Source organism: Duganella sp. Leaf126 (genome assembly GCF_001423125.1).
Classification (GTDB): domain Bacteria; phylum Pseudomonadota; class Gammaproteobacteria; order Burkholderiales; family Burkholderiaceae_D; genus Rugamonas.
This window is the reverse complement of the sequence record NZ_LMNW01000001.1, coordinates 732,633-758,988: the sequence shown is the minus strand read 5'-3', so window position 1 is coordinate 758,988 and position 26,356 is coordinate 732,633. Positions and strand designations below refer to the sequence as shown.

Annotated in this window: 28 protein-coding genes; 26 read left to right on the top strand and 2 right to left on the bottom strand. The window is 62.9% G+C overall.

What is annotated here, in order from left to right:
• From rplE to dsbD, 17 genes are all read left to right on the top strand, one after another.
• The gene (gene rplE, locus ASF61_RS03245; protein ID WP_056151013.1) at window positions 1-540 is read left to right on the top strand and encodes a 50S ribosomal protein L5; all 540 of its coding nucleotides are present in this window, start codon (window positions 1-3) and stop codon (window positions 538-540) included.
• A gap of 6 nt (window positions 541-546) precedes the next feature.
• Window positions 547-852, top strand: coding sequence for a 30S ribosomal protein S14 (gene rpsN, locus ASF61_RS03240; protein ID WP_019923482.1), 306 nt, complete (start codon window positions 547-549; stop codon window positions 850-852).
• Window positions 853-866: 14 nt separating this feature from the next.
• A complete protein-coding gene (gene rpsH, locus ASF61_RS03235; RefSeq protein ID WP_056151011.1) occupies window positions 867-1,262 on the top strand; it encodes a 30S ribosomal protein S8 in 396 nt (131 codons plus the stop codon).
• 10 nt (window positions 1,263-1,272) lie between these two features.
• Entirely contained in the window at window positions 1,273-1,806 is a 534-nt protein-coding gene (rplF, locus tag ASF61_RS03230; protein ID WP_056151009.1) for a 50S ribosomal protein L6, read from the top strand.
• Window positions 1,807-1,819: 13 nt separating this feature from the next.
• The gene (gene rplR / locus ASF61_RS03225; protein WP_056151007.1) at window positions 1,820-2,182 is read left to right on the top strand and encodes a 50S ribosomal protein L18; all 363 of its coding nucleotides are present in this window, start codon (window positions 1,820-1,822) and stop codon (window positions 2,180-2,182) included.
• A gap of 9 nt (window positions 2,183-2,191) precedes the next feature.
• Window positions 2,192-2,710 carry a 30S ribosomal protein S5 gene (rpsE, locus tag ASF61_RS03220; protein WP_019923478.1) on the top strand — a complete coding sequence of 173 codons (519 nt, stop codon included), beginning with the start codon at window positions 2,192-2,194 and terminating at the stop codon, window positions 2,708-2,710.
• Window positions 2,711-2,720: 10 nt separating this feature from the next.
• Window positions 2,721-2,903 carry a 50S ribosomal protein L30 gene (gene rpmD, locus ASF61_RS22520; protein ID WP_019923477.1) on the top strand — a complete coding sequence of 61 codons (183 nt, stop codon included), beginning with the start codon at window positions 2,721-2,723 and terminating at the stop codon, window positions 2,901-2,903.
• Window positions 2,904-2,930: 27 nt separating this feature from the next.
• Window positions 2,931-3,362 carry a 50S ribosomal protein L15 gene (rplO, locus tag ASF61_RS03215; protein WP_008444334.1) on the top strand — a complete coding sequence of 144 codons (432 nt, stop codon included), beginning with the start codon at window positions 2,931-2,933 and terminating at the stop codon, window positions 3,360-3,362.
• A gap of 33 nt (window positions 3,363-3,395) precedes the next feature.
• Window positions 3,396-4,730 (top strand): preprotein translocase subunit SecY, encoded by a 1,335-nt coding sequence (secY, locus tag ASF61_RS03210; protein WP_056151005.1) that lies wholly within the window; start codon window positions 3,396-3,398, stop codon window positions 4,728-4,730.
• A gap of 18 nt (window positions 4,731-4,748) precedes the next feature.
• Window positions 4,749-4,967: a translation initiation factor IF-1 gene (gene infA / locus ASF61_RS03205; protein WP_005663428.1), complete on the top strand. Its 219-nt coding sequence runs from the start codon at window positions 4,749-4,751 to the stop codon at window positions 4,965-4,967.
• A gap of 32 nt (window positions 4,968-4,999) precedes the next feature.
• A complete protein-coding gene (gene rpmJ, locus ASF61_RS22515; RefSeq protein ID WP_005663407.1) occupies window positions 5,000-5,113 on the top strand; it encodes a 50S ribosomal protein L36 in 114 nt (37 codons plus the stop codon).
• Window positions 5,114-5,140: 27 nt separating this feature from the next.
• Window positions 5,141-5,506, top strand: coding sequence for a 30S ribosomal protein S13 (gene rpsM / locus ASF61_RS03200; protein WP_019923475.1), 366 nt, complete (start codon window positions 5,141-5,143; stop codon window positions 5,504-5,506).
• A 14-nt stretch (window positions 5,507-5,520) separates the two neighbouring features.
• Complete coding sequence (gene rpsK, locus ASF61_RS03195; RefSeq protein ID WP_008444339.1) at window positions 5,521-5,925, top strand: 30S ribosomal protein S11; 405 nt, start codon at window positions 5,521-5,523, stop codon at window positions 5,923-5,925.
• A 316-nt stretch (window positions 5,926-6,241) separates the two neighbouring features.
• Window positions 6,242-6,865 carry a 30S ribosomal protein S4 gene (gene rpsD / locus ASF61_RS03190; RefSeq protein WP_056151003.1) on the top strand — a complete coding sequence of 208 codons (624 nt, stop codon included), beginning with the start codon at window positions 6,242-6,244 and terminating at the stop codon, window positions 6,863-6,865.
• 140 nt (window positions 6,866-7,005) lie between these two features.
• Entirely contained in the window at window positions 7,006-7,983 is a 978-nt protein-coding gene (locus tag ASF61_RS03185) for a DNA-directed RNA polymerase subunit alpha (RefSeq protein ID WP_056151002.1), read from the top strand.
• A gap of 177 nt (window positions 7,984-8,160) precedes the next feature.
• On the top strand, window positions 8,161-8,559 hold the full coding sequence (rplQ, locus tag ASF61_RS03180) for a 50S ribosomal protein L17 (protein ID WP_056150999.1): 399 nt from the start codon (window positions 8,161-8,163) through the stop codon (window positions 8,557-8,559).
• Window positions 8,560-8,833: 274 nt separating this feature from the next.
• Complete coding sequence (gene dsbD / locus ASF61_RS03175; RefSeq protein ID WP_056150996.1) at window positions 8,834-10,753, top strand: protein-disulfide reductase DsbD; 1,920 nt, start codon at window positions 8,834-8,836, stop codon at window positions 10,751-10,753.
• A 280-nt stretch (window positions 10,754-11,033) separates the two neighbouring features.
• Here dsbD and ASF61_RS03170 read toward each other — a convergent pair whose 3' ends face one another.
• Window positions 11,034-11,537 carry a Spy/CpxP family protein refolding chaperone gene (locus tag ASF61_RS03170; protein ID WP_056150994.1) on the bottom strand — a complete coding sequence of 168 codons (504 nt, stop codon included), beginning with the start codon at window positions 11,535-11,537 and terminating at the stop codon, window positions 11,034-11,036.
• Window positions 11,538-11,740: 203 nt separating this feature from the next.
• Between ASF61_RS03170 and ASF61_RS03165 the strand changes: the two genes are divergently transcribed.
• The 9 genes from ASF61_RS03165 to ASF61_RS03125 all read left to right on the top strand — a co-directional run bounded on the left by ASF61_RS03165 (window position 11,741) and on the right by ASF61_RS03125 (window position 25,247).
• Window positions 11,741-12,469: a response regulator gene (locus ASF61_RS03165; RefSeq protein ID WP_056151267.1), complete on the top strand. Its 729-nt coding sequence runs from the start codon at window positions 11,741-11,743 to the stop codon at window positions 12,467-12,469.
• Window positions 12,470-12,486: 17 nt separating this feature from the next.
• Complete coding sequence (locus ASF61_RS03160; RefSeq protein WP_229205685.1) at window positions 12,487-13,821, top strand: ATP-binding protein; 1,335 nt, start codon at window positions 12,487-12,489, stop codon at window positions 13,819-13,821.
• A 59-nt stretch (window positions 13,822-13,880) separates the two neighbouring features.
• Window positions 13,881-15,053, top strand: a complete 1,173-nt coding sequence (locus ASF61_RS03155) for an efflux RND transporter periplasmic adaptor subunit (RefSeq protein ID WP_056150991.1) — start codon at window positions 13,881-13,883, stop codon at window positions 15,051-15,053.
• A 2-nt stretch (window positions 15,054-15,055) separates the two neighbouring features.
• Complete coding sequence (locus tag ASF61_RS03150; protein WP_056150989.1) at window positions 15,056-18,148, top strand: efflux RND transporter permease subunit; 3,093 nt, start codon at window positions 15,056-15,058, stop codon at window positions 18,146-18,148.
• A gap of 188 nt (window positions 18,149-18,336) precedes the next feature.
• Window positions 18,337-19,245 (top strand): hypothetical protein, encoded by a 909-nt coding sequence (locus ASF61_RS03145; protein WP_056150987.1) that lies wholly within the window; start codon window positions 18,337-18,339, stop codon window positions 19,243-19,245.
• Between the two features lie 143 nt (window positions 19,246-19,388).
• A complete protein-coding gene (locus tag ASF61_RS03140; protein WP_056150985.1) occupies window positions 19,389-20,291 on the top strand; it encodes an ABC transporter ATP-binding protein in 903 nt (300 codons plus the stop codon).
• A gap of 10 nt (window positions 20,292-20,301) precedes the next feature.
• On the top strand, window positions 20,302-23,889 hold the full coding sequence (locus ASF61_RS03135) for a M1 family aminopeptidase (protein WP_056150983.1): 3,588 nt from the start codon (window positions 20,302-20,304) through the stop codon (window positions 23,887-23,889).
• Entirely contained in the window at window positions 23,882-24,985 is a 1,104-nt protein-coding gene (locus ASF61_RS03130) for a DUF5694 domain-containing protein (RefSeq protein WP_056150982.1), read from the top strand. Before ASF61_RS03135 ends, ASF61_RS03130 begins: the two co-directional genes overlap by 8 nt.
• A gap of 13 nt (window positions 24,986-24,998) precedes the next feature.
• Window positions 24,999-25,247: a DUF1272 domain-containing protein gene (locus tag ASF61_RS03125; protein WP_056150980.1), complete on the top strand. Its 249-nt coding sequence runs from the start codon at window positions 24,999-25,001 to the stop codon at window positions 25,245-25,247.
• A gap of 94 nt (window positions 25,248-25,341) precedes the next feature.
• Here the strand turns inward: ASF61_RS03125 and hemB are convergent, their stop codons facing one another.
• The gene (gene hemB, locus ASF61_RS03120) at window positions 25,342-26,355 is read right to left on the bottom strand and encodes a porphobilinogen synthase (RefSeq protein ID WP_056150977.1); all 1,014 of its coding nucleotides are present in this window, start codon (window positions 26,353-26,355) and stop codon (window positions 25,342-25,344) included.
• Window position 26,356 lies beyond the last annotated feature (1 nt).

The window sequence follows — 26,356 nt, the reverse complement described above, 5'->3', positions numbered from 1 at the left end:
ATGGCACGTCTCCAAGAGTTCTATAAAGAAAAAGTCGTCGCTGACCTGACCGAAAAATTCGGTTACAAGTCGGTGATGGAAGTTCCTCGTCTGACCAAGATCACCCTGAACATGGGTGTTGGTGAGGCCATCGCGGACAAGAAGGTCCTCGAGCACGCTGTCAGCGACCTGACCAAGATCGCCGGCCAGAAGCCAGTGACCACCAAGTCGCGCAAAGCAATCGCGGGTTTCAAAATCCGTGAAGGTTATCCGATCGGTACCATGGTCACCCTGCGTGGCGCTCGCATGTACGAGTTCCTGGATCGCTTCATCACCGTGGCCCTGCCACGCGTGCGCGACTTCCGCGGTGTGAATGGCCGTTCGTTCGATGGCCGTGGTAACTACAACATCGGCGTGAAAGAGCAGATCATCTTCCCGGAAATCGAGTACGACAAGATCGATGCGCTGCGTGGTATGAACATCTCGATCACCACCACCGCTAAGACCGACGACGAAGCCAAAGCTTTGCTCGCCGCCTTCAAATTCCCGTTCAGGAACTAAGAGATCATGGCAAAACTCGCACTGATTAACCGTGAAGCGAAACGCGTGGCACTGGCGAACAAATTCGCCGCCAAGCGCGCCTCGCTCAAGGCCATCATCGATGACCAGTCGAAATCGGAAGAAGAACGTTACGAAGCCCGTCTGAAACTGCAGACGCTGCCACGTAACTCGGCTCCGACCCGCCAGCGTAACCGCTGCGCCGTCACCGGTCGTCCACGCGGCACCTTCCGTAAATTCGGTCTGGGCCGTATCAAGCTCCGTGAATTCGCCATGCGTGGTGAGATTCCGGGTATGACTAAAGCTAGCTGGTAATAGGAGAATAAGCAATGAGTATGAGCGATCCTATCGCCGATATGCTGACCCGCATTCGCAACGCCCAGGGCGTTCAAAAAACGACCGTGGCGATGCCATCGTCGAAAGTCAAAGTAGCGATTGCCAACGTCCTCAAGGACGAGGGTTACATTGAAGATTTCGCCGTCGCCCAAGAAGGTGGCAAAGCGGAACTGAAAATCGGTTTGAAATATTACGTCGGTCGTCCCGTCATCGAGCGCCTCGAGCGCGTGTCGCGTCCTGGCCTGCGTGTGTACAAAGGCAAAGACGAGATCCCATCGGTGATGAACGGTCTGGGTGTGGCCATCGTGTCGACTCCGCAAGGCGTCATGACCGATCGCAAAGCACGCGCTACCGGTGTCGGCGGCGAAGTTATTTGCTACGTCGCTTAAGGAGTAAGACATGTCCCGTGTAGCTAAAATGCCTATCGCTGTGCCAGCTGGCGCTGATGTCGCCATCTCCGCACAAGCGATCACCGTCAAGGGCCCGCTGGGCGTCCTGACCCAGAACCTGAACGGTCTGGTAAAAGTACAAAACAACGACGGCACGCTGAGCTTCGAGCCAGCGAACGACAGCCGTGAAGCCAACGCCATGTCCGGTACGCTGCGCGCACTGGTCAACAACATGGTCACCGGCGTCACCAAGGGCTTCGAGAAAAAACTGAACCTGATCGGCGTGGGCTACAAAGCCCAGGCCCAGGGCGACAAGCTGAACCTGTCGCTCGGTTTCTCGCACCCGGTCGTGCACGCGATGCCAGAAGGCGTCACCGTTGCTACCGCCACCCCGACCGAGATCGTCATCAAAGGCATCGACCGTCAAAAAGTGGGCCAGGTGGCTGCTGAAGTTCGCGCTTACCGCGCTCCTGAGCCTTACAAGGGCAAGGGCGTCCGTTATTCGGACGAAGTGGTGAAGCTTAAAGAAACCAAGAAGAAGTAATTAGGGGCTGACGATGGATAAAAAAGAATCTCGTCTGCGTCGCGGACGTCAAACCCGGATCAAGATTGCGCAGCAGAAGGTAAACCGCCTGTCGGTACACCGCACCAACCTGCATATCTACGCAAACCTGATCAGCCCGGAAGCCAAAGTACTGGTTTCGGCCTCGACCCTGGAAGCGGAAGTACGCGCTGAACTGGCTGGCCAATCGGGCAAGGGCGGTAACGCCGCTGCTGCCGCACTGGTGGGCAAGCGTGTCGCAGAGAAAGCACTGAAAGCAGGAATCACCGAAGTCGCGTTCGACCGCTCCGGTTTCCGTTTCCACGGCCGTGTGAAGGCGCTGGCAGAAGCCGCGCGTGAAGCCGGTCTGAAGTTCTAAGGAACGATCATGGCAAAAATGCAAGCAAAAATGGCAAGCGACAAGCCGGATGATGGCATGCGCGAAAAAATGATCGCGATCAACCGCGTGACCAAAGTGGTCAAGGGTGGTCGTATCATGGGCTTCGCCGCGCTGACCGTGGTTGGTGACGGCGATGGCCGCATCGGCATGGGCAAGGGCAAGTCGAAAGAAGTACCAGTGGGTGTGCAGAAGGCAATGGAAGAAGCCCGTCGCAACCTGATCAAAGTACCGTTGAAAAACGGCACCCTGCACCACACCGTCCACGGTCGTCATGGCGCATCGAAAGTGATGATGATCCCTGCGAAACCTGGTACCGGCGTGATCGCTGGTGGCGCCATGCGCGCGATCTTCGAAGTAATGGGCGTGACCGACGTCGTGGCGAAATCCACCGGCTCGAGCAACCCTTACAACCTGGTGCGTGCGACCCTCGACGGTCTGGCAAAAATGACGACTGCTTCCGACATCGCTGCCAAGCGCGGCAAGTCGGTTGAAGAGATCCTGGGCTAAGGTGAACGATATGACGAACAAAACTGTCAAAGTACAACTGGTCAAGGGCTTGATCGGCACGCGTGAAGATCACCGTGCCACCGTACGCGGCCTGGGCCTGCGTCGTGTTAACTCGGTTTCCGAGTTGCAGGACACCCCATCCGTGCGCGGCATGATCAACAAAGTCTCGTACCTCGTTAAAGTAGTTGGGTAAGCCGTCAGGCTTACACACGGAGAAATCATGGAACTGAATACCATTCAACCAGCCGACGGCGCCAAGCACTACAAGCGTCGCGTCGGCCGCGGTATCGGCTCCGGTCTGGGCAAAACCTCGGGCCGTGGTCACAAGGGTCAAAAATCGCGTTCGGGCGGCTTCCACAAAGTCGGCTTCGAAGGCGGTCAGATGCCTCTGCAACGCCGTCTGCCTAAGCGCGGTTTCAAGTCGCTCAACGCCACCTTCAAAGCTGAAGTGCGTCTGTCCGACCTGAACAACCTGGCTGTCGGCGATGTCGACATCCTGGTGCTGAAGCAAGCTGGCGTGCTGAGCGTGCTGGCACGCGACGTGCGCGTCATCCTGTCCGGCGAGATCACCAAGGCGGTGAACCTCAAAGGCCTGAAAGTGACCGCTGGCGCGAAAGCAGCCATCGAAGCAGCTGGCGGCTCGGTAGCCTGAGCTTGCCGCTAAACAGCTTGATCGGAGCGAAAATTGGCGACTAATCCACAACTTGCAAAAAGCGCAGCAGCCGGGTTCCCCTGGGGCCGGCTCTGGTTCCTGCTTGGCGCATTGGTGGTATATCGTATCGGTGCTCACATCCCGGTCCCCGGGATTGATCCGGTACAGCTGGCCGCACTGTTCAAGTCGCAAGAGGGCGGCATCCTGGGCATGTTGAACATGTTCAGCGGTGGCGCTCTCGCGCGCTTTACGGTGTTTGCGCTGGGTATCACGCCGTACATCTCGGCCTCGATCATCATGCAACTGGTGTCGATCGTCTCGCCGCAGATGGAAGCGCTCAAGAAGGAAGGCGAAGCAGGCCGTCGCAAGATCACCCAGTACACCCGTTACTTTACGGTCGTGCTGGCGACGTTCCAGGCCCTCGGCATTGCCGTGGCGCTGGAATCGCAACAAGGTCTGGTGCTCGATCCTGGTTATGCATTCCGTTTCGTAACGGTCGTAACGCTGTTGACCGGAACCATGTTCGTGATGTGGTTGGGCGAGCAAATTACCGAGCGTGGCTTGGGTAATGGCATCTCGATCATCATTTTCGCAGGTATCGCAGCCGGTTTGCCGGGCGCGCTGGGTGGCTTGGGCTCCTCGGTGTCGAACGGATCGATTGGTGCTTTCTCGGCGATCATCATCATGATCCTGGTGGTGGCGGTAACGTTCTTCGTGGTATTTGTCGAACGTGGCCAACGCAAAATTCTGGTGAACTATGCGAAACGCCAGGTGGGTAACAAGATTTACGGTGGACAAACGTCGCACCTGCCATTGAAATTGAACATGGCCGGCGTGATCCCACCGATCTTCGCTTCGTCGATTATCTTGTTCCCGGCAACGATCGTGGGCTGGTTCACGACAGGCGCCGATGTCACCAATCCGGTGGTGCGGTTCCTGAAAGATTTGGCTGCATCGATGGGGCCAGGCGAGCCCATCCACGCACTGTTGTACGCGGTGGCCATCGTGTTCTTCTGCTTCTTTTACACCGCGCTGGTCTTCAACAGCAAGGAAACAGCAGATAACTTGAAGAAGAGCGGGGCCTTTGTGCCAGGGATTCGTCCCGGTGAGCAGACTGCCCGTTACATCGACAAGATCCTGACACGACTGACACTGGCTGGCGCCATTTACATCACCCTGGTGTGCTTGCTGCCGGAATTCATGGTCGCTGAGTGGAAAGTACCTTTCTATTTTGGCGGTACTTCTCTGTTGATTATTGTGGTTGTCACCATGGACTTCATGGCGCAAGTACAAAACTACGTGATGTCGCAGCAATATGAATCGCTGCTGCGCAAAGCAAACTTCAAGGGCGGAATTCCGACGCGATAAGCGCGGTAAACATACCGAATGGCAAAAGACGACGTCATACAGATGCAGGGCGAGATTCTTGAGAATCTCCCAAATGCAACATTTCGAGTGAAACTGGAAAACGGACACGTGGTGCTCGGACATATTTCGGGTAAAATGCGGATGAACTACATTCGCATTCTCCCTGGCGACAAGGTGACGGTAGAACTGACACCTTACGACCTGTCCCGTGCCCGCATCGTGTTCCGGACCAAGTAAATTTAATCGAACCTTTTAGAAGAGAGTTCATAATGAAAGTTAACGCCTCAGTCAAGCGGATCTGCCGCAACTGCAAGATCATCAAGCGCAAAGGCGTTGTTCGCGTAATCTGCGTCGAACCACGTCACAAACAGCGTCAAGGTTAATAACCGTTATTTATCGAGGAATAACGAATGGCACGTATTGCAGGGGTTAATATCCCAAATCATCAGCACACCGTTATCGGCCTGACGGCCATCTACGGTGTTGGCCGCCCGCGCGCAAAGTTCATCTGCGCCGCGACGGGTATTGCGACCGACAAAAAGGTCAAAGACCTGGACGACAGCGAACTGGAAAAGCTGCGCGATGAAGTAGCAAAATTCATCGTCGAAGGCGATCTGCGTCGCGAACTGTCCATGAACATCAAGCGTTTGATGGATCTGGGTTGCTACCGCGGCATGCGTCACCGTAAGGGCCTGCCGGTCCGCGGTCAACGCACCCGCACCAATGCCCGTACCCGCAAAGGTCCGCGCAAAGCCGCTCAATCGCTCAAGAAATAATCTAGGGAAATCACATGGCTAAGCAACAAAGCAGCGCAGCAGCAGCTCGCGTGCGCAAGAAGGTCAAGAAGAACGTTGCAGAAGGTATCGCACACGTTCACGCTTCCTTCAACAACACCATCATCACCATTACCGACCGTCAGGGCAATGCTCTGTCGTGGGCTACCTCCGGTGGCGCCGGCTTCAAGGGTTCGCGTAAATCGACCCCGTTCGCAGCGCAGGTTGCAGCGGAAGCCGCTGGTAAAGTGGCAGTGGAATGCGGCGTGAAGAACTTGGAAGTGCGTATCAAGGGCCCAGGTCCTGGTCGCGAATCCGCAGTGCGCGCACTGAACAACCTGGGCATCAAGATCACCGAGATCCAGGACGTGACCCCAGTGCCACACAACGGCTGCCGTCCACCAAAGCGTCGTCGTATCTAAAGAATCCCGGAAAACTGCCGCGCGATCCGCTATCGCCCCTGCGTTGCTCAGCGTACCTCCGTACGCTTGCGCTACCCGAGACGATAGTGAACCGCTCGCGACGGTTTTGCGAGATTCTTGCAGCTAGCTAACTAGCTGAAAAATCGCTGGAGCAGGTGACCGGAAACGGTTATACTGCCCGGCTATTCTCGTCTGTCATGTCGCAAGGCTGGCAGACTTTAGCCACGTCTGGCCCCTCGCGGCACAGACTAGCGCCTAACCAGGCAACCATCCTGTTGCATGGCTGGGGCGTCATTATTTAAACAAAGGAAGCATCGTGGCACGTTATATCGGACCAAAAGCAAAACTCTCCCGCCGTGAAGGTACTGACCTGTTCCTGAAGAGCGCACGTCGCTCGCTCGACAGCAAGTGCAAACTGGACGTCAAGCCAGGCCAGCACGGTGTCAAGTCGGGTGCCCGCACCTCCGACTACGGCAACCAACTGCGCGAAAAGCAAAAGGTCAAGCGTATGTACGGCGTGCTGGAACGTCAGTTCCGTCGCTACTTCGCAGAAGCCGACCGCCGCAAGGGCAACACCGGCGAAACCCTGCTGAAACTGCTGGAAACCCGCCTGGACAACGTTGCATACCGCATGGGCTTCGGCTCGACCCGCGCTGAAGCGCGTCAGCTGGTCTCGCACAAGGCGTTCACCGTGAACGGCCAAGTGGTCAACATCGCTTCGTACTCGGTCAAGGTCGGCGACGTCATCGCTGTGCGTGAAAAGTCGAAAAAGCAAGTGCGTATCGTCGAAGCGCTGTCGCTGGCTGAACAAGTCGGCATGCCAGCCTGGGTATCGGTTGATTCGAAAAAAATGGAAGGTACGTTCAAGTCCCTGCCAGAGCGTAACGAAATCGCCAACGACGTCAACGAATCGCTGATCGTCGAACTGTACTCGCGTTAATCGACGGCATCGCCGTCATCCCCGCGCAGGCGGGGGCCCAATTATCGCTCCCCGCCCGCTTATGTTGTAAGCGGGCTTTTTTACTAATGCCATCAGCCTTATCGGCCTAACGCGCCGAGGGTATTGAAAAGGACATTTACATGCAAAACAGTTTGTTGAAGCCACGTATTATCGATGTAGAGGCGCTCGGCGCCGGCCACGCGAAAGTCGTCATGGAGCCGTTCGAACGCGGCTATGGCCATACGTTGGGTAATGCGCTGCGTCGCGTGCTGTTGTCGTCGATGGTCGGCTATGCCCCGACCGAAGTGACGATCGCCGGCGTCGTGCACGAATATTCGTCGCTCGACGGCGTGCAGGAAGACGTTGTCGACATGCTGCTGAACCTGAAAGGCGTCGTCTTCAAGGTCCACAACCGTGATTCCGTCACGCTGACCCTGAAAAAAGAAGGCGAAGGCGCTGTGCTGGCGTCGGACATCGATCTGCCACACGACGTGGAACTGATCAACCCGGACCACGTGATTGCTCACCTGACTGCCGGTGGCAAGCTGGACATGCAGATCAAGGTCGAAAAAGGCCGCGGCTATGTTCCTGGTAACGTGCGTCGCCTGTCGGAAGACACCAACAAGACCATCGGCCGCATCATTCTCGATGCGTCGTTCTCGCCTGTGCGTCGCGTTTCGTACTTCGTCGAGTCCGCTCGCGTCGAACAGCGTACCGACCTGGACAAGCTGATCATCAACATCGAAACCAACGGCGTGATTTCGCCGGAAGAAGCGATCCGTCAATCGGCGCGCGTGCTGGTCGATCAACTGAACGTGTTCGCTGCCCTGGAAGGCACGGAAGCGGCTGCCGAAGCGCCATCGCGCGCACCGCTGGTCGATCCGATCCTGCTGCGTCCAGTGGACGACCTGGAACTGACCGTGCGTTCGGCCAACTGCCTGAAAGCAGAAAACATCTACTACATCGGCGACCTGATCCAGCGTTCGGAAAACGAACTGCTGAAAACGCCTAACCTGGGCCGCAAGTCGCTCAACGAGATCAAGGAAGTACTTGCCTCGCGCGGCCTGACCCTGGGCATGAAGCTGGAAAACTGGCCGCCTGCCGGGCTGGAAAAGTAATACCTCGGGGGCAGGGCCGGACATCGTGTAGCGGTGTGCTGTCCTGCCAACCGATTTGCAGTTATACCGTTGCAGTACCCGCCGCGAACACGTTGTCCGCGGCGTTAATCACTAACCGGTCCGCGCTCATCCCGAGCGATCGAAGAACTCGGATTTAAACACCTGAAAGGAAGTACCATGCGTCACCGTCACGGCCTCCGTAAGCTGAACCGTACCTCGTCCCACCGCCTGGCAATGCTGCGCAACATGACCGTTTCCCTGCTGCGTCATGAAGCCATCAAAACCACCCTGCCAAAGGCCAAGGAACTGCGCCGCGTTGTCGAGCCTATCCTGACCCTGGGCAAGGTCGATACCCTGGCCAACAAGCGTCTGGCATTCTCCCGTCTGCGCGACCGCGAAATCGTCGGCAAACTGTTCTCGGAACTGGGCCCACGTTACGCCACCCGCAACGGCGGCTACCTGCGCATCCTGAAAATGGGTTTCCGTGTTGGCGACAACGCTCCAATGGCTTACGTCGAGCTGCTGGACCGTCCGGAAGCGACCGACATCGATGCAGCACCAACTGCCGAAGAGTAATCTTCGCCAGCTGGACTGCAGCTGTCAGCAGTAGTGAAAAAGCCAGGCACAGCCTGGCTTTTTTTTTCGCCCTCGGCAAACACGCCGCTCGCATCGGCCATCACCTGCGCTGCGTGGCGTATCGAAAGGTTTAGCGCGTGCTGGCGAGGCCGGTGGCGCCGTCGCTGGCCGTTGATGACCACGGGGCGCTGCGCCGGCCGGGCGCCGGCCACCGAGCGCGATCCCGGTGTACTATGCTGCTGTCTCAACGATTCCCGCTTGAAGAAAGCCGTTTATGCAACGTGTCGTCCGATTTCTTGCCCTGCTGGTCCTGCTGCTGACCGGTCCCGTCCGCGCCCAGGATTTTCTCGAGCCCGACAAGGCTTTCCGCTTCTCCGCCAGCATGGTCGACGGCCATACGGTGGCCGTCAGTTTCCAGATCGCCGACGGCTACTATATGTACCGCGAGCCATTCAAGTTCGGCGCCACCGGCGCGAAGCTCGGTGCGCCTGCCATCCCGGCCGGCAAGGTGCATTACGATCCCACCTTCGAAAAAGACGTGGAAACGTACCGCAAGAGCGTGACCATCACGATACCGGTGGACGCCAGCGGCCCGTTCACGCTGCATGTGAGCGGCCAGGGCTGCTCCGAAAAAGGACTGTGCTATTCGCCGCAGGATTACACGGCGCAGCTGACCGGCAGCGGCGCGGTGCCGCTGCCGGCGGCCGGCAAGGCCGCCACGGGCGCCGGTGCGACCGCAGCAGCCCCTGCTGCCACTGTCGCAAACGCTGCCACTGCGCCAGCGCTGCCCAGGCAGACTGCCGGTGGTGAAGGCAAGCCCGCAGCCGTCAGTCCCGGCGTGACGATCTACCCGATTGCGCCGCCGACGGCAGAGGACATCGCGCCACCGCCAGCCCCGGTCGCCGCTGCCGCATCCACGACTGCGTCCGCGCCCGCCAACGACAGCGGCCGCCTGGAAGCAGCGCTCAAGACCGGCAGCCTGCTGGCGATCCTGCCGCTGTTCGCGCTGCTGGGCCTGGGTTTGTCGTTCACGCCGTGCGTGCTGCCGATGGTGCCGATCCTGTCGTCGATCATCGTCGGCGAGGGCGACCGCAGCAACCGCAAGCGCGGCCTGCTGTTGTCGGTCACCTATGCACTGGGTATGGCGATCGTGTACACCGCGCTGGGCGTGGCGGCCGGCCTGGCCGGCGAAGGCCTGTCGGCTGCGCTGCAAAACCCGTGGGTGCTGGGCAGCTTCGGCGTGCTGATGGTGCTGCTGTCGCTGTCGATGTTCGGCTACTACGAATTGCAGGTGCCGGCCGCGCTGCAATCGAAACTCAGCACCGTCTCGAACCGACAATCGTCGGGCAAGCTGGCGGGCGTGTTCGTGATGGGCGCCATTTCGGCGCTGATTGTGGGACCCTGCGTGGCAGCGCCGCTCGCGGCCGCGCTGGTGTACATCAGCCAGACGCGCGATGTCTTCATCGGCGGCAGCGCACTGTTCGCGATGGCGGTGGGCATGAGCGTGCCGCTGATCCTGGTGGGCGCCTCGGCCGGCGCGCTGCTGCCCAGGGCGGGCAAGTGGATGGATGCGGTCAAGCGTTTCTTTGGCGTGCTGATGCTGGCGATGGCCTTGTGGCTGGTGTCGCCGGTGCTGCCGCCGGTGGTGCAGATGATGGGCTGGGCTGCGCTGCTGGTCGGCTACGGCGCTTACCTGCTGCTCAACAGCGCCAGGTGGCAGGGCAAGGCGCTGGCCGTGGTTGCGGTGGCGCTGGGCCTGGTGCAACTGGGCGGCGTGGTGACGGGCGGGCGCGACCCGCTGGCGCCGCTGGCCCATGTGCTGGGCGCGCCGGAACGGCACCTGCAGTTCCAGCGCATCAAGACCGTGGCCGAACTCGATGCGATGCTGGCGCAAACGGGCGGCAAGACCGCGCTGCTCGATTTTTACGCAGACTGGTGCGTGTCATGCAAGGAGATGGAAAAGCTGACCTTTGTCGATCCGCAGGTGCAGGCACGGCTGGCCAACACGCTGCTGCTGCAGGTCGATGTGACCGCCAACGATGCCGACGACAAGGCCATGCTCAAGCGCTTCGGCCTGTTCGGGCCGCCGGGCATCATCCTGTTCGATGCACAGGGGCGAGAAATCGCCGGTTCGCGCGTGATCGGTTACCAGAATGCGGCCAAATTTTCGCAATCGCTGGAGCGGTTGAAATAATGGGATGCCCGCCTGCGCGGGCATGACGGATCGGGCGCCAACGACGGACCGCATGCAGGCAATGGCGACCTTGCATGGATGGCAGTTGTTTCCCGCCTGCGACGGATCATGTGCCAACCATGGACCCGTGCAGGCAACAGCGACCTTGTATGAATGACAGATGCGCCCCCGTGGGCAGGCATGACAGATCGTGCGCCAACGACGGACCGCATGCAGGCAATGGCGACCTTGCCTGGATGGCAGTTGCTTCCCGCCTGCGCGGGAAGCATCACCGGTCGGTTTAGCCGCGCTGCGGACCGTGTGCTGCCATGCCACCGCGGCCGCCCCAGCCGCCATGCTTGCCGCGCATAGTATGCATGCCGTGCTGGTCGAACGTGGCTTTCTGCTCGGGCGTCAGCTGGTTGTAAAACGCCGTGAGCGCGGTCAGGTGCTGTTGCATTTTGTCTTCGCGCAGCTTGGTCATCTCGATCATCTTGCTCAGCCGTTCAGGCGAGGACAGCTTGGCGAACTCGCCGCGCGGCGGCCGTTCCCCGGTGCGGGGCGCCGGCTTGACCGCGGCCTGGTAAGCAGCCCAGGCCGACTCCTGCTGCGCCGTCAGTTTGAGCTGATCGTGCAGGCGCGCCTGGCGCCTGGCATACATCTCTTCCATTTTCGCATGGCGCTGCTCCGGCGTGGCGCGCTGGCTGTGCTGCGGCTTGTCCTGTGGCGCGGCGTCCTGCGCGTGGGCCGCTGCCATGCCCAGTACCGTGAAACCGATGAGGATACTCTTGCGAATGATGTTCATGGTCGTTCCTTTCGTCTTGGTTGGGAGTAGCGCAGTGTGGTTGCTGCGCTTGACGTCATCTTCGCTGCGAAAGATTGCCACGACGTTTCTCTCGCCACAGCATTTGTATCCAGATGTATATTTTCGTGGTACCCACGGTATATATACAAGCCGATACAATTGGGGGTTGGTCGGCGCTGCGCTAACTGGGGATAATGACGACCATGGAACCTACATCGACTATCTTGATCGTCGACGACGATCGCGACATCCGCACCCTGCTGGCCGACTACCTCGAGTCGAACAGCTACCGGGCGCTGTGCGCTGCCGACGGTACGGCCATGTGGAAGCTGCTCGACGAGTCCAAGCCCGACCTGGTCGTGCTCGACCTGAACCTGCCTGGCGATGACGGCCTGACCCTGTGCCGCAGGCTGCGCGCGCAATCGACGCTGCCGGTGATCATGCTGACCGCCCGCGCCGAGCCGCTCGACCGCATCCTCGGCCTCGAAATGGGCGCCGACGACTACCTGCCCAAGCCGTTCGAGCCGCGCGAGCTGCTGGCGCGCATCCGCAGCGTCCTGCGTCGCAGCAATGCCATGCCCAGCGGCAGCGGTACCGAGAAGGCCCAGCAGCTGCGCTTTTCCAACTGGACGCTGGACCTGACCGCGCGCCACCTGCTCAACCCGGACGGCCTGGTGATCATGCTGTCGGGCGCCGAGTTCCGCCTGCTGAAAGTCTTCCTCGAGCACCCGAACCGCGTGCTCAACCGCGACCAGCTGCTCAACCTCACGCAAGGGCGCGACGCCGACCCGTTCGACCGCTCGATCGATATCCAGATCAGCCGCCTGCGCCAGAAGCTCGGTGAAGACGCCCGCGTGCCGCAAATTATCAAGACCGTGCGCAACGGCGGCTATGTGCTGGCCGGCCAGGTCTCGGTGGAGCCGCACGCGTGAAGGAGTTTTTCAGGTCGATGACCGGCCGGGTATTCATGGTGCTGCTGCTGGGGATGATCGCCTCGGCAGCGCTCACGCAATGGCTGTCGGTCGGCGAACGCACGCGCGCGTTCGAACGCTACCGCGATTTCCACGCCATGGAGCGCGCCGAGCAGCTCGTGATCACGGCTGACGCGCTGGCGACCGCATCGCGGCCGACCTATCTGCGCATGGCCGAGCGCAGCACCATCAAGCTCGAGCCGCGGACCGGCGCGCCGGCGGCCATCGGTGCGGCCACGCCGTTTTCCACCACCTTGCAGCAGCGCTTGCCCAAGGGCGTGCAGGTGCTGCCGCTGGCCGGCCGCCCGCCCGAATGCGGCCATCCGCGCCAGCGTTCGATCTTCGCGCCCAGCCAGTGGGGCGGCGCCTGCGAGGCGATGGGCGTGACGCTGCGCGACGGTGCCAGGCTCAAGCTGTCGATCCTGCCGCCGCCCGAGGGGCCGCCCACGTCGCTGAGCGAATTTCTGACCCTGCTGCCGTTTCTATTGTGCGTGGGCGTGCTGGCCTACCTGGTTACGCGCATGGCCGTGCGTCCGCTCAAGCTGCTGGCCAAGGCCGCCAAGGACCTCGGTAACGACATCAACCACGCACCGGTGGCGCTCAGCGGCGCCGCCGAGATCCGCCAGGCCAGCGCCGCCTTCAATGCCATGCAGGCGCGCATCCGCCAGCACATCATGCAGCGCACGCAGATGCTTGCCGCGATCACCCACGACCTGCAGACACCGCTCACGCGGCTGCGGCTGCGGCTGGAAAAGGTGCAGGACGAAGAATTGCAGCAGCGCCTGATCGACGACCTGTCCGCCATGCAGCAGATGGTGCGCGAAGGCCTGGACCTGGCGCGCAGCATGGATACCTCGGAAACCATGCAGGCGCTCGATCTCGATTCGCTGCTCGACAGCGTCTGCAGCGACGCCTCCGACAGCGGCCAGCCGGTGCAGCTGCGCGGCCGCGCCAACATGGCGCTGATGGGCCGTCCGCTCGACATGCGGCGCTGCCTGGTCAACCTGATCGACAACGCCGTCAAGTACGGCCATTACGCCAACGTGGCGGTCGAGCGCATCGCCGGTGCGGCGCGCGTGGTCATCCGCGATGGCGGGCCCGGCATCGCCAGGGACCAGATGGCGCACGTGTTCGAGCCGTTCTACCGGATCGAATCGTCGCGCTCGCGCGAGTCGGGCGGCACCGGTCTGGGACTGACGATTGCCCGCAATATCGCCGAGCAGCACGGCGCCACCGTGGCCCTCGACAACCACCCGGACGGCGGTCTGGAAGTGACCCTGATCCTGCCGGAGTCGTACGGGAGCCGCCTTTAGCTCCCGCTTCAGTTTTACCAGACATAACAGCCATACCTAGAATACAAAGACTGTTCATCATGAAAAAATCGACGATCGTTACGCTGGTGGCCACGGCCGCCGTCATCGGCCTCGGCGCCTGGTCCATGCGCCACAACGGCAGCGGCGGCGCTCCCGCGGCGCCGCCGGCGCAGGGGCAAGGGCAGGGCCCGACCACGGTGAGCGTGGTGGCGCCGCAGCGGCGCGACGTGCCGGTGATACTGCAGGCCAACGGCACGGTGACGCCGATCAGCACCGTGGACCTGCATCCGCAAACCACCAGCACCATCGTGCGCGTCCACATCAGGGAAGGGCAGTTCGTCAAGGCCGGCGAGCTGATGTTCTCGCTCGACGACCGCAGCGCCCGCGCCAACGTGGAAAAAGCCGCAGCCCAGGTGGCGCGCGACCGCGCCGCGCTGGCCGACGTCGAGCGCCAGTACCAGCGCGCCGAGGATTTGCTGGCGCAAAAATACGTGGCCCAGGGCGCAGTCGATACCCTCAAAAGCCAGGTCGAGGCGGCGCGCGCCGTGCTGGCCGCCGACCTGGCCGCTGCCAGCGCGGTCGGCGTGGACGCCAGCTACAACACCATCCGCGCACCGATGGCGGGCCGTGTCGGCGCCATCAATGTCTACGCGGGCAGCCTGGTGCAGATGAGCACGTCGCTGACCACCGTCACCCAGCTCGATCCGGTCAATGTTGCCTTCACGCTGCCGGAATCGGCGCTCGGCGGCCTGCTCGAGGCGCAGCGGCGCGGCCCGGTGCCGGTGCGCGTCACGCCCGCCAATGCGGAGAAGGAACTGACCGGCACCCTGAGCTTCATCGACAGCACGGTCGATCCGGTGGCTGGCGTGATCCGGGTAAAAGCCGAATTCGACAACAAGCTCACCACGCTGTGGCCGGGCCAGTACGTCAATGCGCAGCTGGTGTCGCACGTGCTGCCAAACGCGGTGGTGATCCCGCAGAACGCCATCATCAGCAACACCAGCGGCACCTTCGTGTACGCGGTCGATGGCCAGCAGTCGGCGCGCGTGGTGCCGGTCAAGCGCCTGCATGCGTTCGGAGAATTTGCCGCCGTGTCCGGCCTCAAGGGCAACGAGCAGGTCATCGTGGACGGCAAGCAGAACCTGCGCCCGGGCGGCAAGGTCCGGATCATCGCCGTTGCCAGTGCCGACAAGACGGCCGACGCCAGTACGCCGACCATCTTCAAGGGCTGAGCATGAACATTTCCGAATTGTGCATCCGCCGTCCGGTGATGGTGGTGCTGCTGTCGGTTACGCTGGTGCTGGCCGGCGTGCTGTCGTATTTCTACATCCCGGTGGCTGCGCTGCCGAGCTATAACACGCCGGTCATCAATGTCTCGGCCGATCTGCCGGGCGCCTCGCCCGAGACCATGGCCTCGTCGGTGGCGCTGCCGCTGGAAAAGCAGTTTTCCACGATTGCCGGCCTGACCATGATCACCTCGTCGAATACGCTGGGCAACTCGTCGCTGACGCTCGAATTCGATCCCGCCATCAACGTCAACGAGGCAGCGGTCGATGTGCAGGCCGCGCTGCTGCGCGCCCAGCGCCAGCTGCCGCTCGAGATGACGGACTTGCCGTCGTACCGCAAGGTCAACCCGGCCGATGCGCCGGTGCTGTTCATGACCATGAACTCGCCGTCGCTGACGCTGGCCGAACTGAACGACTATGCCGAAAACCTGGTGGCGCCTAGCCTGTCCACCTTGCCCGGCGTGGCCCAGGTCAGCGTCAACGGCCAGAAGCGTTTTGCCGTGCGCATCCGCGCCCGCGCCGACCTGCTCAACGCGCGCGACCTGACGCTCGAAGAACTGCAGCAGGCGATCAAGTCGGCCAACGCCAACACGCCGCTCGGCATCCTGGACGGCCCCAGCCAGACCCTGACCATCCAGGGCAATCCGCAGCTGATGAAGGCGTCCGAGTTTGCCGACCTGATCGTGGCGGTGCGCAACGGCGAACCGGTGCGCCTGAAAGATGTGGCCACGGTCGAGGACAGCTTCCAGTCCGTGAAAGCGGCCGGCAGCTACAACGGCGAGCGCTCGATCGTGCTGCTGGTGCAGCGCCAGCCCGACGCCAACACGGTGCAGGTGGTCGATGGCGTGCGCCGGCTGCTGCCGCGTTTCCAGTCGCAGCTGCCGGCGTCGGTCAACATCAACCTGGTCAACGACCGGTCGGTGTCGATCCGCGAGGCGATCCACGACGTCAACCTGACCTTGCTGCTGACCATCGTGCTGGTGGTGCTGGTGATTTTCCTGTTCCTGCGCCGCGCTGCCGCCACCTTCATCCCGGCCATTACGATGCCGATCTCGCTGCTCGGGGCGCTGGCGCTGCTGTACGCGTTCGGCTACAGCCTCGATAACGTCTCGCTGCTCGGCATCACGCTGGCCGTGGGCCTGGTGGTCGATGACGCCATCGTGGTGCTGGAAAACATCGTGCGCCATATCGAGCTGGGCAAGAAACCGCTGCAGGCCGCGCTGATCGGTGCGAAGGAAATGGGCTTTACCATCATCTCGATCTCGGTCTCGCTGGTGGCCGTGTTTATCCCGATTTTCTTCATGCCCGGTGTGATCGGCTTGATGTTCCACGAATTCGCGGTGGTGGTGGCGCTGGCGGTGCTGGTGTCGGCGGCCGTGTCGCTGATGCTGGTGCCGATGCTGGCCAGCCGCCTGCTGCCGGCCGATACCATCGACCCCGAGCACGACCAGGGCAACTGGCTCGGGCGCTGGTTCGAGGCCGGCTTTACCAGATTGCGCAACGGTTACGCCCGCACGCTCGACATCGCGCTGCGCCACCGCTTCCCGGTGCTGATGCTGGCGTTCGGCACGTTTGCGCTGACCGTGGTGCTGTACCTGGCGATTCCGAAAGGCTTTTTTCCCGAGGAAGACCTGGGGCAAATCCGCGTCAATACCGAAGCGTCCGAGGATATCTCGACCTCGGCCATGCTGGCGCTGCAGGACCGCGTGGTGGACGTGATCCGCGCCGACCCCAATGTGCAGGATGTGACGTCGTTTACCGGTGGCGGCAACACGGGCCGCATGTTCCTGGTGCTCAAGCCGCGCAGCCGGCGCGACAGCATGCCGCAGGTGCTCGACAGCCTGCGCAAGGCCACCCGCGCCATTCCCGGCATTGCCGTCTATCTGAGCCCGGTGCAGAACCTGCAGCTGGGCGGGCGCCAGTCCAAGAGCCGCTACCAGTACACGCTGCAGTCGGTCAGCCCCGGTGCGCTCGGCGAGTGGGCACAGAAATACCTGGACCGCCTGCGCGCCGACCCCGATTTCCGCGATGTCACCAGCGACACGCAAAACCGTGGCCTGCAGGCGTCGCTCAAGATCGACCGCGACAAGGCCAACAACCTCGGCGTGGCGCTCGGCGACGTGCGCACCGCGCTCTACCTGGCCTTCGGCGAACGGCAGGTCTCGACCATCTATTCGCCGGCGGCCAGCTACTACGTGATCCTGGAGGCGGCCGACGCCGACCGCCAGTTCGACAGCGCGCTGACCAAGATTTCGGTGCGCAACAAGGCCGGCCAGCTGGTCAAGCTGTCGAGCTTTGCCAGCGTCGAGCGCACGGTCGGCCCCACCGCCGTCAATCACCAGGGCCAGCTGCAGGCAATCACGCTGTCGTTCAACCTGGCGCCCGATGTCCCGCTGGGCAAGGCTACTGCCAAGATCGACCAGATGGGCATCGACATGCAGCTGCCGCCGTCGATCATCACCAACTACGGCGGCGACGCGGCCGTGTTCCAGAGCTCGCAGGGCAGCCAGGTGGTGCTGATCCTGGCCGCGCTGGGCGTGATTTACGTGCTGCTCGGCGTGCTGTACGAGAGCTATATCCACCCGCTGACCATCCTGGCCGGCTTGCCGTCAGCAGCGGTGGGGGCGCTGATCACGCTGTGGATCTTCAAGCTCGATCTGACCATGATCGCCATCATCGGCATCCTGATGCTGATCGGCATCGTCAAGAAAAACGCCATCATGATGATCGACTTTGCGCTGCACGTGCAGCGCACCGAGGGCAGGGCGCCGCAGGACGCGATCCGCGAAGCCTGCATCCTGCGCTTCCGGCCGATCATGATGACCACGCTGGCGGCGATCATGGGCGCGCTGCCGATCGCGCTGGGCCTGGGCGCCGGCGCCGAACTGCGCCAGCCGCTGGGCCTGGCCGTGGTGGGCGGCCTGATCTTCTCGCAGGCGATCACGCTCTACATCACGCCGGTGATCTATGTGTATCTGGACCGCTACAGCGGGACGGGGCCGCTGAGCGACGAACAATGTGGCGTCACGCACGCAGCGTGACGGGCTGGCGTGGCATCCTTACGTAACCGTAATGCAAATTGATTGCTTTGGATACACAAAGTAACACCCGTCAAGCTACCTTGCTTGTAAAGTAGCTACTTGTTGCACCGGTGATTCCCAAAATTGCGGGACTCTGGCACTATGGCCGCATTTTGAACCGTTCGTCTCACAAGCATAGGTCCTGCATCTTGCACCACGACTCCCACATCCTGTCTGCCAACGGTTTTTGCGAAACCTGCGGTCAGCCGCTGCCGCAGCCGGGGGATTCGTACGCCTTGTGGGAGCGTAAAAAGGAGCAGACCCGCCGCATCGGCCTCGGTTTCACGGTGGCCCTGCACCTGGCGTTCGTGCTGTATTACCTGTTTTCGCCGTCGCCACCGCCGCCGAAAACCACGTCCGCCAAGCGCGGCGGCGAGATGGTGTACATCGCCCCGTTGCCGATCACGCCGCAAAAGCCGACCGTCAAGCCCACGCCCAAGAAAACCGAGCCGAAGCCGACCAAGCCGACCAAGCCTGCCCCGAGCAAGCCGAGCACCGTGCGCACCAAGCCGACGCCGCAGCCCAAGCTGGAAACCTTCGTGCCACCGGTGCAGGCGACCATGACGCCGCCGCCACCGCCGCCACCGGAACAGGATATGTCGGCCATGCTGGCCAAGCGCCGCGCCGAGCGCGAAGCGGCCAACCCGTCGCCGCAACCGGCCGAGCCGGCGCAGTCGGCGTCCGAGCGGGCACTGGCGCGCGCCAAGGCCAATATCGCCGGCGCCAACGCCCGCGCCGGCCAGGATCCGAACGACAGCGGCGGCGTGTTCTCGGTGGATAAACGCTCGAACAGCGCCGACGTGAAATTCCGTGGCTGGAACACCAACTTCAAGCGCAACTGGCTGCAGCAGGTCCACGTCGAGCAGGGCAACGAGAAGGACATCGAGACTGCGGTGGCCAAGGAAATGATCAAGATCATCCGCAAGGAAAAGCCCGGTGATTTCGAGTGGGAATCGCGCCGCCTGGGCCGCACCGTCAAGATGAGTGCACGCAAGGAAGACGAACAGGAGCTGATGGCCTTCCTGCTCAAGGAAATGTTCCCTGACTACCGGCCGTAACGTCCGCCTGCCGTCCATGCCGCTGTTTCTGCACTCTGTCGCAGGAAGTTGCCGTTGATCGAAAGCCACTGATAAGTTTGCAACTTTTTACTATAGTAAGTTGCTTCGGAGCCTGGGCTCCGCCTATCAGGAGACCTGGCCTCATGCTTTCGATCGCACAGCTGAACAAAACCTACGACAACGGCATCCAAGCCCTCAACAACGTCACGCTGGAGATCGGCCACGGCATGTTCGGCCTGCTCGGCCCCAATGGCGCCGGCAAGTCCTCGCTGATGCGCACCATCGCCACCTTGCAGGACCCCGACAGCGGCACCATCGTGTTCAACGGCCTCGACGTGCTGGCCCAGCCGCAGGCGCTGCGCCGCCAGCTCGGCTATCTGCCGCAGGATTTCGGCGTCTATCCCAAGGTCAGCGCCGAGGTGCTGCTCAACCACTTTGCCGTGCTCAAGGGGCTGACCGCGCGCGGCGAGCGCAAGGAGGCGGTCGAGGCGCTGCTGCAGCAGACCAATCTGTGGGAAGCGCGCAAGCGCAACCTCGGCACCTATTCGGGCGGCATGCGCCAGCGCTTCGGCATCGCCCAGGCGCTGCTGGGGGCGCCCAGGCTGGTGATCGTCGACGAGCCGACCGCCGGCCTCGATCCCGACGAGCGCAACCGCTTCCTCAACCTGCTGGCGCGCATCGGCGAGCAGGTGGTGGTCATCCTCTCCACCCACATCGTCGAAGATGTGACCGACCTGTGTCCGCAGATGGCGGTCATCGTCAAGGGGCAGGTGCTGGTGCAGGGCGAGCCGCAGGCGGCCATCGACACCCTGCGCGGCAAGGTCTGGCGCCGCACCGTGAGCGTGGAAGCGCTGCCTGACTACCAGCAGCGCATGACCGTGCTGCGCACCCGCCTGGTGGGCGGCAAGCCGCAGATCCACGTGTTTGCCGACCACCAGCCCGACGACGGCTTCATCGCGGTCGAGCCGAACCTGGAAGACGTGTACTTCCTGCACGTGCGCGGTGCCAGCCGCACTGCAGCCGACGTTGCGCCGGCCACAGCGTAAGGAGCGCGCCATGTTGATGGAATTTTTCAAGTTCGACCTGCGCTACCAGTTGCGTCAACCGCTGCTGTGGGTGATTGCCTTCGTGCTGGGCCTGATGGCATTCGGCGCCACCACCAGCGACGCCGTCGTCGTGGGCGGCGCGCTCGGCAATGTCCACCGCAATGCGCCGGTGGTGGTGGCGCAGATGCTGGGCGCGTTCACCGTGTTCTCGATGCTGACGGTGACGATTTTCATTGCCGGCGCCGTGCTGCGCGACGCCGAAGTCGGTATCTCCGACATGTTGTTTGCCACGCCGATGCGCAAAGTCGAGTACCTCGCGGGACGTTTCCTGGCCGGGCTGGCCGCCTGCCTGGCGATGTTCGTGGTGATCGCGCTGGGCACGGTGATCGGCCCGCTGATGCCGTGGGTCGATGCGGTGCGGGTGGGACCGTTCCCGTTCGACGCCTACCTGTGGGCGTTCGGCTGGCTGGTGATACCGAACCTGATCTTCATCGGCGCGCTGCTGATGCTGCTGGCGGCCACCACCCGCTCGATGCTGATGGTGTACCTCGGTGTGCTGGCCTTCTTCGTGCTGTGGGGCGTGGCTGGCGCGTTTACACGTGATGTGAGCAACGAATGGGTGGCGGTGCTGCTTGATCCGTTCGGCATGCGCGCGCTGGGGCGCGCCACGCGCTACTTCACGTCGGCGGAGTCGAACACCATGCTGCCGGCCGCCGCCGGCTACCTGGCGGTCAACCGCGCCGTGTGGCTGGCGGCTGCGCTGGCCTGTCTGGGCGCCACGCTGGTGCTGTTCAAGCCGCAGCGCGCCGGCACCGGCCGCCGCTGGTTCGGCCGCCGGCGCGCAGCCTTGACGTCTGCTGCGGCTGCTGCTGCACCGGCGGCCGCCATGCTGCCGGTCAGCGTGCCGCGGTTCGGGCGCGCCACGGCGTGGTCGCAATGCTGGCACCTCCTGCGCTTCGATGCCGCTGCCGTCTTCAAAAGCGTGCCGTTCCTGGTGATGCTGTTGTTCGGCATGGCCAATTTCATCGGCGCCGCCACCCAGGGCAGCAAGATGTTCGGCACCACCATCTACCCGGTCACGTACATGCTGCTCGAGACCATGCAGGGCAGTTTCAGCTTCCTGCTGATCATCGTGCTCACCTTCTACGCCGGCGAAATGATCTTCCGCGACCGCCAGTTCAAGGTGGCCGATGTCAGCGACGCCATGCCGGTGCCGGACTGGGCGCCGCTGGTGGCCAAGAGCCTGGCGCTGGTGGGCGTGGTGTTCGGCTTCCTGCTGGCGGGCACGCTGACGGCGGTCTGCTACCAGCTGATCGTCGGCGGCGCGCCGGTGGAGCCGGGCCTGTACCTGCAAGCGATGCTGATCGATGCCACCAGTTTCGTCATGCTGGGCCTGCTGGCGCTGGTCTTGCAGGTCCTGGTCAACAACAAGTTCATCGGCTACCTGGTGATCGTCCTCTATCTGGTGGCGCAGCTGGTGCTGGGCGCGCTGCATTTCGATCACAACCTGTACAACTTCGCCGCGCTGCCGTCGGTGAAGTACTCCGACATGAACGGCTACGGCCACTTCCTGCGCGGCTGGTCGTGGTTTGCCGTGTACTGGGGCTGCGCCACGCTGGCCCTGCTGGTGCTGGCCAAGGCGTTCTGGGTGCGCGGTCTGGTGCTGCCATGGCGGCGCCGCGTACGCGCGGCCGGCAGCCGCCTGCGCGGCCCTGCGGGCATGGTGCTGGCGCTGTGCCTGGCCGGCTTTGCGGGCAGCGGCGCCTGGATCTTCCACAACACCAATCAGCTGAACCGTTACCGGCCGTCCGACCTGGCCATGGACGACCAGGCGCGCTACGAAAAATCGTACCGCCGCTACAAGGACTTGCCGCAGCCGCGCGTGACCGATGTGCGGGCCGACGTCGATATCTATCCGGCCGCGCGCCGCGTGACCGTGCGCGGCCACTACCGCATGGCCAACAAGAGCGGTGTGCCGCTGACCGCATTGCATCTGCAGCTGAACCCGGACGTGAGCACGCGCTTCGCCAACCTGCCGGCGCACACGGTCGCCATCGACGACCGCGACCTCGGTTTCCGCGTGCTGCGCCTGGCCCGGCCGATCGCGCCCGGTGCGCAGCTCGACCTCGACTTCACGGTGGACGTGCACCCGCAAGGCTTTACCAACAAGGGCGAGCCGGACAGCCTGAACCTGAACGGCACCTTCTTCAACAACGGCGACTTTTTCCCGCGCTTCGGCTATCAGGCCGACATGGAACTGAAGGACCGCAACGAGCGCCGCAAGCGCGGCCTCGGCGAGCCGCAGCGCATGGCCAGGCTGGAAGACGAGGCGGCGCGCGCCAACAACGTGTTCGGCAATACCGACTGGATCGGCTTCGAGACCACCGTGTCCACCTCGGCCGACCAGATCGCCATGGCGCCCGGCTACCTGCAGAGCAGCTGGGAAAAAGACGGTCGCCGCTATTTCCATTACAAGATGGACCGGCCAATGGTGGGCTTCTTCGCTTACCTGTCGGCGCGCTGGCACGTGAAAAAGGGCGCCTGGCACGGCCTGCCGATCGAGGTGTACTACGACGCCAAACACGGCTACAACGTCGACCGCATGATCGCCTCGACGCAAAAGTCGCTCGACTACTACGAGGCCCATTTCACGCCGTACCAGTTCCGCCAGGTGCGCATCCTCGAGTTCCCGCGCTACCAGCAGTTTGCGCAATCGTTTGCCAATACCATCCCGTATTCGGAAGGGATCGGCTTTATCGCCGACCTGCGCGACAAGGATGATATCGACTACGTGTTCTACGTGACCGCGCACGAGATGGCGCACCAGTGGTGGGGCCACCAGGTGGTGGGCGCCAATGTCCAGGGTTCGACCATGCTGATCGAATCGCTGGCGCAGTATTCGGCGCTGATGGTGATGGAGAAGGAATACGGCCGCAACAAGCTGCGCCGCTTCCTGCGCTTCGAGCTTGACGCCTATCTGCGCGGCCGCGGCGGCGAAGTGATCGAGGAGCAGCCGCTGTACCGCGTGGAAAACCAGCAGTACATCCATTACCGCAAGGGTAGCCTGGTGTTTTACCGCCTGCGTGACGAGATCGGCGAGGCGGCCGTCAACCGCGCGCTCAAGCGCTTCCTGCAGGACAAGGGTTACCAGCAGGCCCCGTACACCACCAGCCGCGAACTGCTGGCCTACCTGCGGGCGGAAGCGCCGCAGGACAAGCAGCAGCTGATCACCGACCTGTTCGAGAAAATCGTTTTGTACGACAACCGCGTGACCGCTGCCCGGGCCACCAAACGGGCCGACGGCCGCTGGGATGTCGCCATGACGCTGCACCTGGCCAAGCTGGAAGCGGACGGCAAGGGCAAGGAAACGCCGCGCGTCTACGACGAGCCGGTGGAAATCGGCATCTTCGCGCGCGCCCCGGGCGCCAAGGAGGCCGACGAAAAAGTGCTGTACCTGGAAAAGCGCGTGCTGCACGGCAGCGACCCGGTATTGACGGTGACGGTTGACGAGCAGCCGTTCGAGGTCGGGGTCGATCCCTATAACAAGATGATCGACCGGGTGCCGGCCGATAACCGCAAGGAGGTCGGACATGACTAAATGGTTGATCACAGGCCCGCTGGTAGCGGCATTCGCCTGCCATGCTGCCGTAGCCACGGCGCAGGCGGCCGGGCCGCAGTTCGATCCCTCGTCGCGCAAGCTGGTGCGGGGACAAACCAACGAGGTGATGGTGCTGGGCTCGGCGCACCTGTCGCAATTGCGGCAGGCAAATCAGCCGTTCGATGCGACTACCCTGCAGCTGCTCAACGCGCGGCTGGTGGCGTGGCAGCCGCAGGCCGTAGCCATCGAGGCGTTGTCGGGCGTGCAGTGCGCCAATATGCGCGCGTATCCGCAGCGTTACGCCGATACCATCAAATCGTATTGCCGCGATACCTCGGCCGCGCAAGCGGCAACCGGCCTCGATGTGTTCGAGGCCACCGAGCGCACCGAACAGCTGCTGGCCGCCTGGCCCACTGCGCCGTCCGCACCGACAGCTGCCCAGCGGCGCCAGTTGGCGTCGCTGTTCCTGGCCGCCGGCGAACCCACTTCGGCGCTGGTACAGTGGCTGCGCTTGCCAGCGACGGAAAGGCGCGAAGGCGATGGCCTCAATACCGCCTTGGTGGCCGCCCTGAACCAGCTCCAGGTCCGGCCCGACGAGAGTTGCCTGATCGCCGCGCAAGTGGCTGCCCAAAGCGGGCTGGAGCGGCTGTATCCGATCGATGACCACACGTCCGACAAAGAGGAACCCGACCAGAAAGCGGCCGGCGCAGCGATCATGAAAGCGTGGGACAATCCGGCCACAGCGCAGCGCACGCGCACCGACACGGCCTTGCAAAGCCAGACCACGGCCGCCGGCGTGCTGGCGATGTACCGCGCCTATAACGATCCGGCCCAGGCCGCGCTGGTCTTCCGCAGCGACTTTGGCGCGGCGCTGGAGGAACCATCGCCGCAGCACTATGGCCGTGGTTACGTGACCTACTGGGAAACCCGCAACCTGCGCATGGCCTCGAACATCCGCGACGCCATGAGCCCGCCGGGCAGGCGCATGCTGGTCATCGTCGGCGCCTCGCACAAGTTTTACCTTGAAGCGTATCTGAACCAGATGCATGATGTACGTATCGTCGCTACCGATGCCGTGCTCAATCCACCAGACTGAAAGAGAGGACACCATGCTGCAACTGCGCCCCGGCTGCGAATGCTGCGACACCGACCTGCCGCCCGATGCCACCGAAGCGCGCATCTGCTCGTTCGAGTGCACGTTCTGCGCGGCCTGCGCTGCATCGCGACTGGCAGGCATCTGCCCGAACTGCGGCGGCGAACTGGTGGCGCGGCCGCGCCGGCCGCCAGCCAGGCTGGCCAACCATCCTGCTTCCACCGAGCGCATCGTCACACCGGGCGGTTGTGCCGGACCGGCATAGCATGCGCGTACACGCAAGATCGGGCGCGCTGCAGCCATAAACAAAAGCCGCCCGTCGCTGCTGGCGCCGGGCGGCTCTTTGTTGGGGCGGGCGGTTACTTCGCCTTGAGCAGGCGCGCGATGTCGAGCGCAAAGTAGGTCAGCACGGCGTCGGCGCCGGCGCGCTTGAAGGCCATCATCGCTTCCATCATCACCTTGTCGTGGTCGAGCCAGCCGTTCTGGGCGGCCGCTTTGAGCATCGCGTACTCGCCGCTGACCTGGTAGGCAAAGGTCGGCACCTTGAATTCGTCTTTGACGCGGCGCACGATGTCGAGGTAGGGCATGCCGGGCTTGACCATCACCATGTCGGCGCCTTCGGCCAGGTCCAGCGCCACTTCGCGCAGCGCTTCGTCGCTGTTGGCCGGGTCCATCTGGTACTGGTACTTGTCGCCCTTGCCCAGGTTGGCGGCCGAGCCGACCGCATCGCGGAACGGGCCGTAGAAGGCGGACGCGTACTTGGCCGAGTAGGCCATGATGCGGGTATGGATATGGCCATGTTCTTCGAGCGCGGCGCGGATGGCGCCGATGCGGCCGTCCATCATGTCCGACGGCGCCACCACGTCGGCGCCGGCCTCGGCGTGGCACAGCGCCTGCTTGACCAGCACCTCGGTGGTGATGTCATTGATCACGTAACCGTGTTCGTCGATGATGCCGTCCTGGCCGTGCACGGTGTACGGGTCGAGCGCGACGTCGGTCAGGATGCCCAGGTCCGGGAAGGCCAGCTTGAGGGCGCGGATCGCGCGCGGCACCAGGCCGTCCCGGTTATACGCCTCGGCGCCGTCGAGCGACTTGCCGTCCGCCTCGATCACGGGGAACAGCGCCATCACGGGGATGCCGAGTTCCACGCTTTCTTGCGCCACCTTCAGCAGCAGGTCCACCGATACCCGCTCCACGCCCGGCATCGAGGCCACGGTCTGGCGCTGGTTGGTGCCGTCGAGGATGAACACCGGGTAGATCAGGTCGGCGGACGTGATGACGTTTTCGCGCATCAGCGCGCGCGAGAACGGATCGCGGCGCATGCGGCGCAGGCGCAGGGCAGGGAAGGCGGAGGGGGCGTGAGGCGTGTGCATC

Coding starts and splice junctions, on each gene's coding strand:
- rplE (WP_056151013.1), top strand. CDS start 1: ATGGCACGTCTCCAAGAGTTCTATAAAGAAAAAGTCGTCGCTGACCTG.
- rpsN (WP_019923482.1), top strand. CDS start 547: ATGGCAAAACTCGCACTGATTAACCGTGAAGCGAAACGCGTGGCACTG.
- rpsH (WP_056151011.1), top strand. CDS start 867: ATGAGTATGAGCGATCCTATCGCCGATATGCTGACCCGCATTCGCAAC.
- rplF (WP_056151009.1), top strand. CDS start 1,273: ATGTCCCGTGTAGCTAAAATGCCTATCGCTGTGCCAGCTGGCGCTGAT.
- rplR (WP_056151007.1), top strand. CDS start 1,820: ATGGATAAAAAAGAATCTCGTCTGCGTCGCGGACGTCAAACCCGGATC.
- rpsE (WP_019923478.1), top strand. CDS start 2,192: ATGGCAAAAATGCAAGCAAAAATGGCAAGCGACAAGCCGGATGATGGC.
- rpmD (WP_019923477.1), top strand. CDS start 2,721: ATGACGAACAAAACTGTCAAAGTACAACTGGTCAAGGGCTTGATCGGC.
- rplO (WP_008444334.1), top strand. CDS start 2,931: ATGGAACTGAATACCATTCAACCAGCCGACGGCGCCAAGCACTACAAG.
- infA (WP_005663428.1), top strand. CDS start 4,749: ATGGCAAAAGACGACGTCATACAGATGCAGGGCGAGATTCTTGAGAAT.
- rpmJ (WP_005663407.1), top strand. CDS start 5,000: ATGAAAGTTAACGCCTCAGTCAAGCGGATCTGCCGCAACTGCAAGATC.
- rpsM (WP_019923475.1), top strand. CDS start 5,141: ATGGCACGTATTGCAGGGGTTAATATCCCAAATCATCAGCACACCGTT.
- rpsK (WP_008444339.1), top strand. CDS start 5,521: ATGGCTAAGCAACAAAGCAGCGCAGCAGCAGCTCGCGTGCGCAAGAAG.
- ASF61_RS03185 (WP_056151002.1), top strand. CDS start 7,006: ATGCAAAACAGTTTGTTGAAGCCACGTATTATCGATGTAGAGGCGCTC.
- rplQ (WP_056150999.1), top strand. CDS start 8,161: ATGCGTCACCGTCACGGCCTCCGTAAGCTGAACCGTACCTCGTCCCAC.
- dsbD (WP_056150996.1), top strand. CDS start 8,834: ATGCAACGTGTCGTCCGATTTCTTGCCCTGCTGGTCCTGCTGCTGACC.
- ASF61_RS03170 (WP_056150994.1), bottom strand. CDS start 11,537: ATGAACATCATTCGCAAGAGTATCCTCATCGGTTTCACGGTACTGGGC.
- ASF61_RS03165 (WP_056151267.1), top strand. CDS start 11,741: ATGGAACCTACATCGACTATCTTGATCGTCGACGACGATCGCGACATC.
- ASF61_RS03160 (WP_229205685.1), top strand. CDS start 12,487: ATGACCGGCCGGGTATTCATGGTGCTGCTGCTGGGGATGATCGCCTCG.
- ASF61_RS03155 (WP_056150991.1), top strand. CDS start 13,881: ATGAAAAAATCGACGATCGTTACGCTGGTGGCCACGGCCGCCGTCATC.
- ASF61_RS03150 (WP_056150989.1), top strand. CDS start 15,056: ATGAACATTTCCGAATTGTGCATCCGCCGTCCGGTGATGGTGGTGCTG.
- ASF61_RS03140 (WP_056150985.1), top strand. CDS start 19,389: ATGCTTTCGATCGCACAGCTGAACAAAACCTACGACAACGGCATCCAA.
- ASF61_RS03135 (WP_056150983.1), top strand. CDS start 20,302: ATGTTGATGGAATTTTTCAAGTTCGACCTGCGCTACCAGTTGCGTCAA.
- ASF61_RS03130 (WP_056150982.1), top strand. CDS start 23,882: ATGACTAAATGGTTGATCACAGGCCCGCTGGTAGCGGCATTCGCCTGC.
- ASF61_RS03125 (WP_056150980.1), top strand. CDS start 24,999: ATGCTGCAACTGCGCCCCGGCTGCGAATGCTGCGACACCGACCTGCCG.
- hemB (WP_056150977.1), bottom strand. CDS start 26,355: ATGCACACGCCTCACGCCCCCTCCGCCTTCCCTGCCCTGCGCCTGCGC.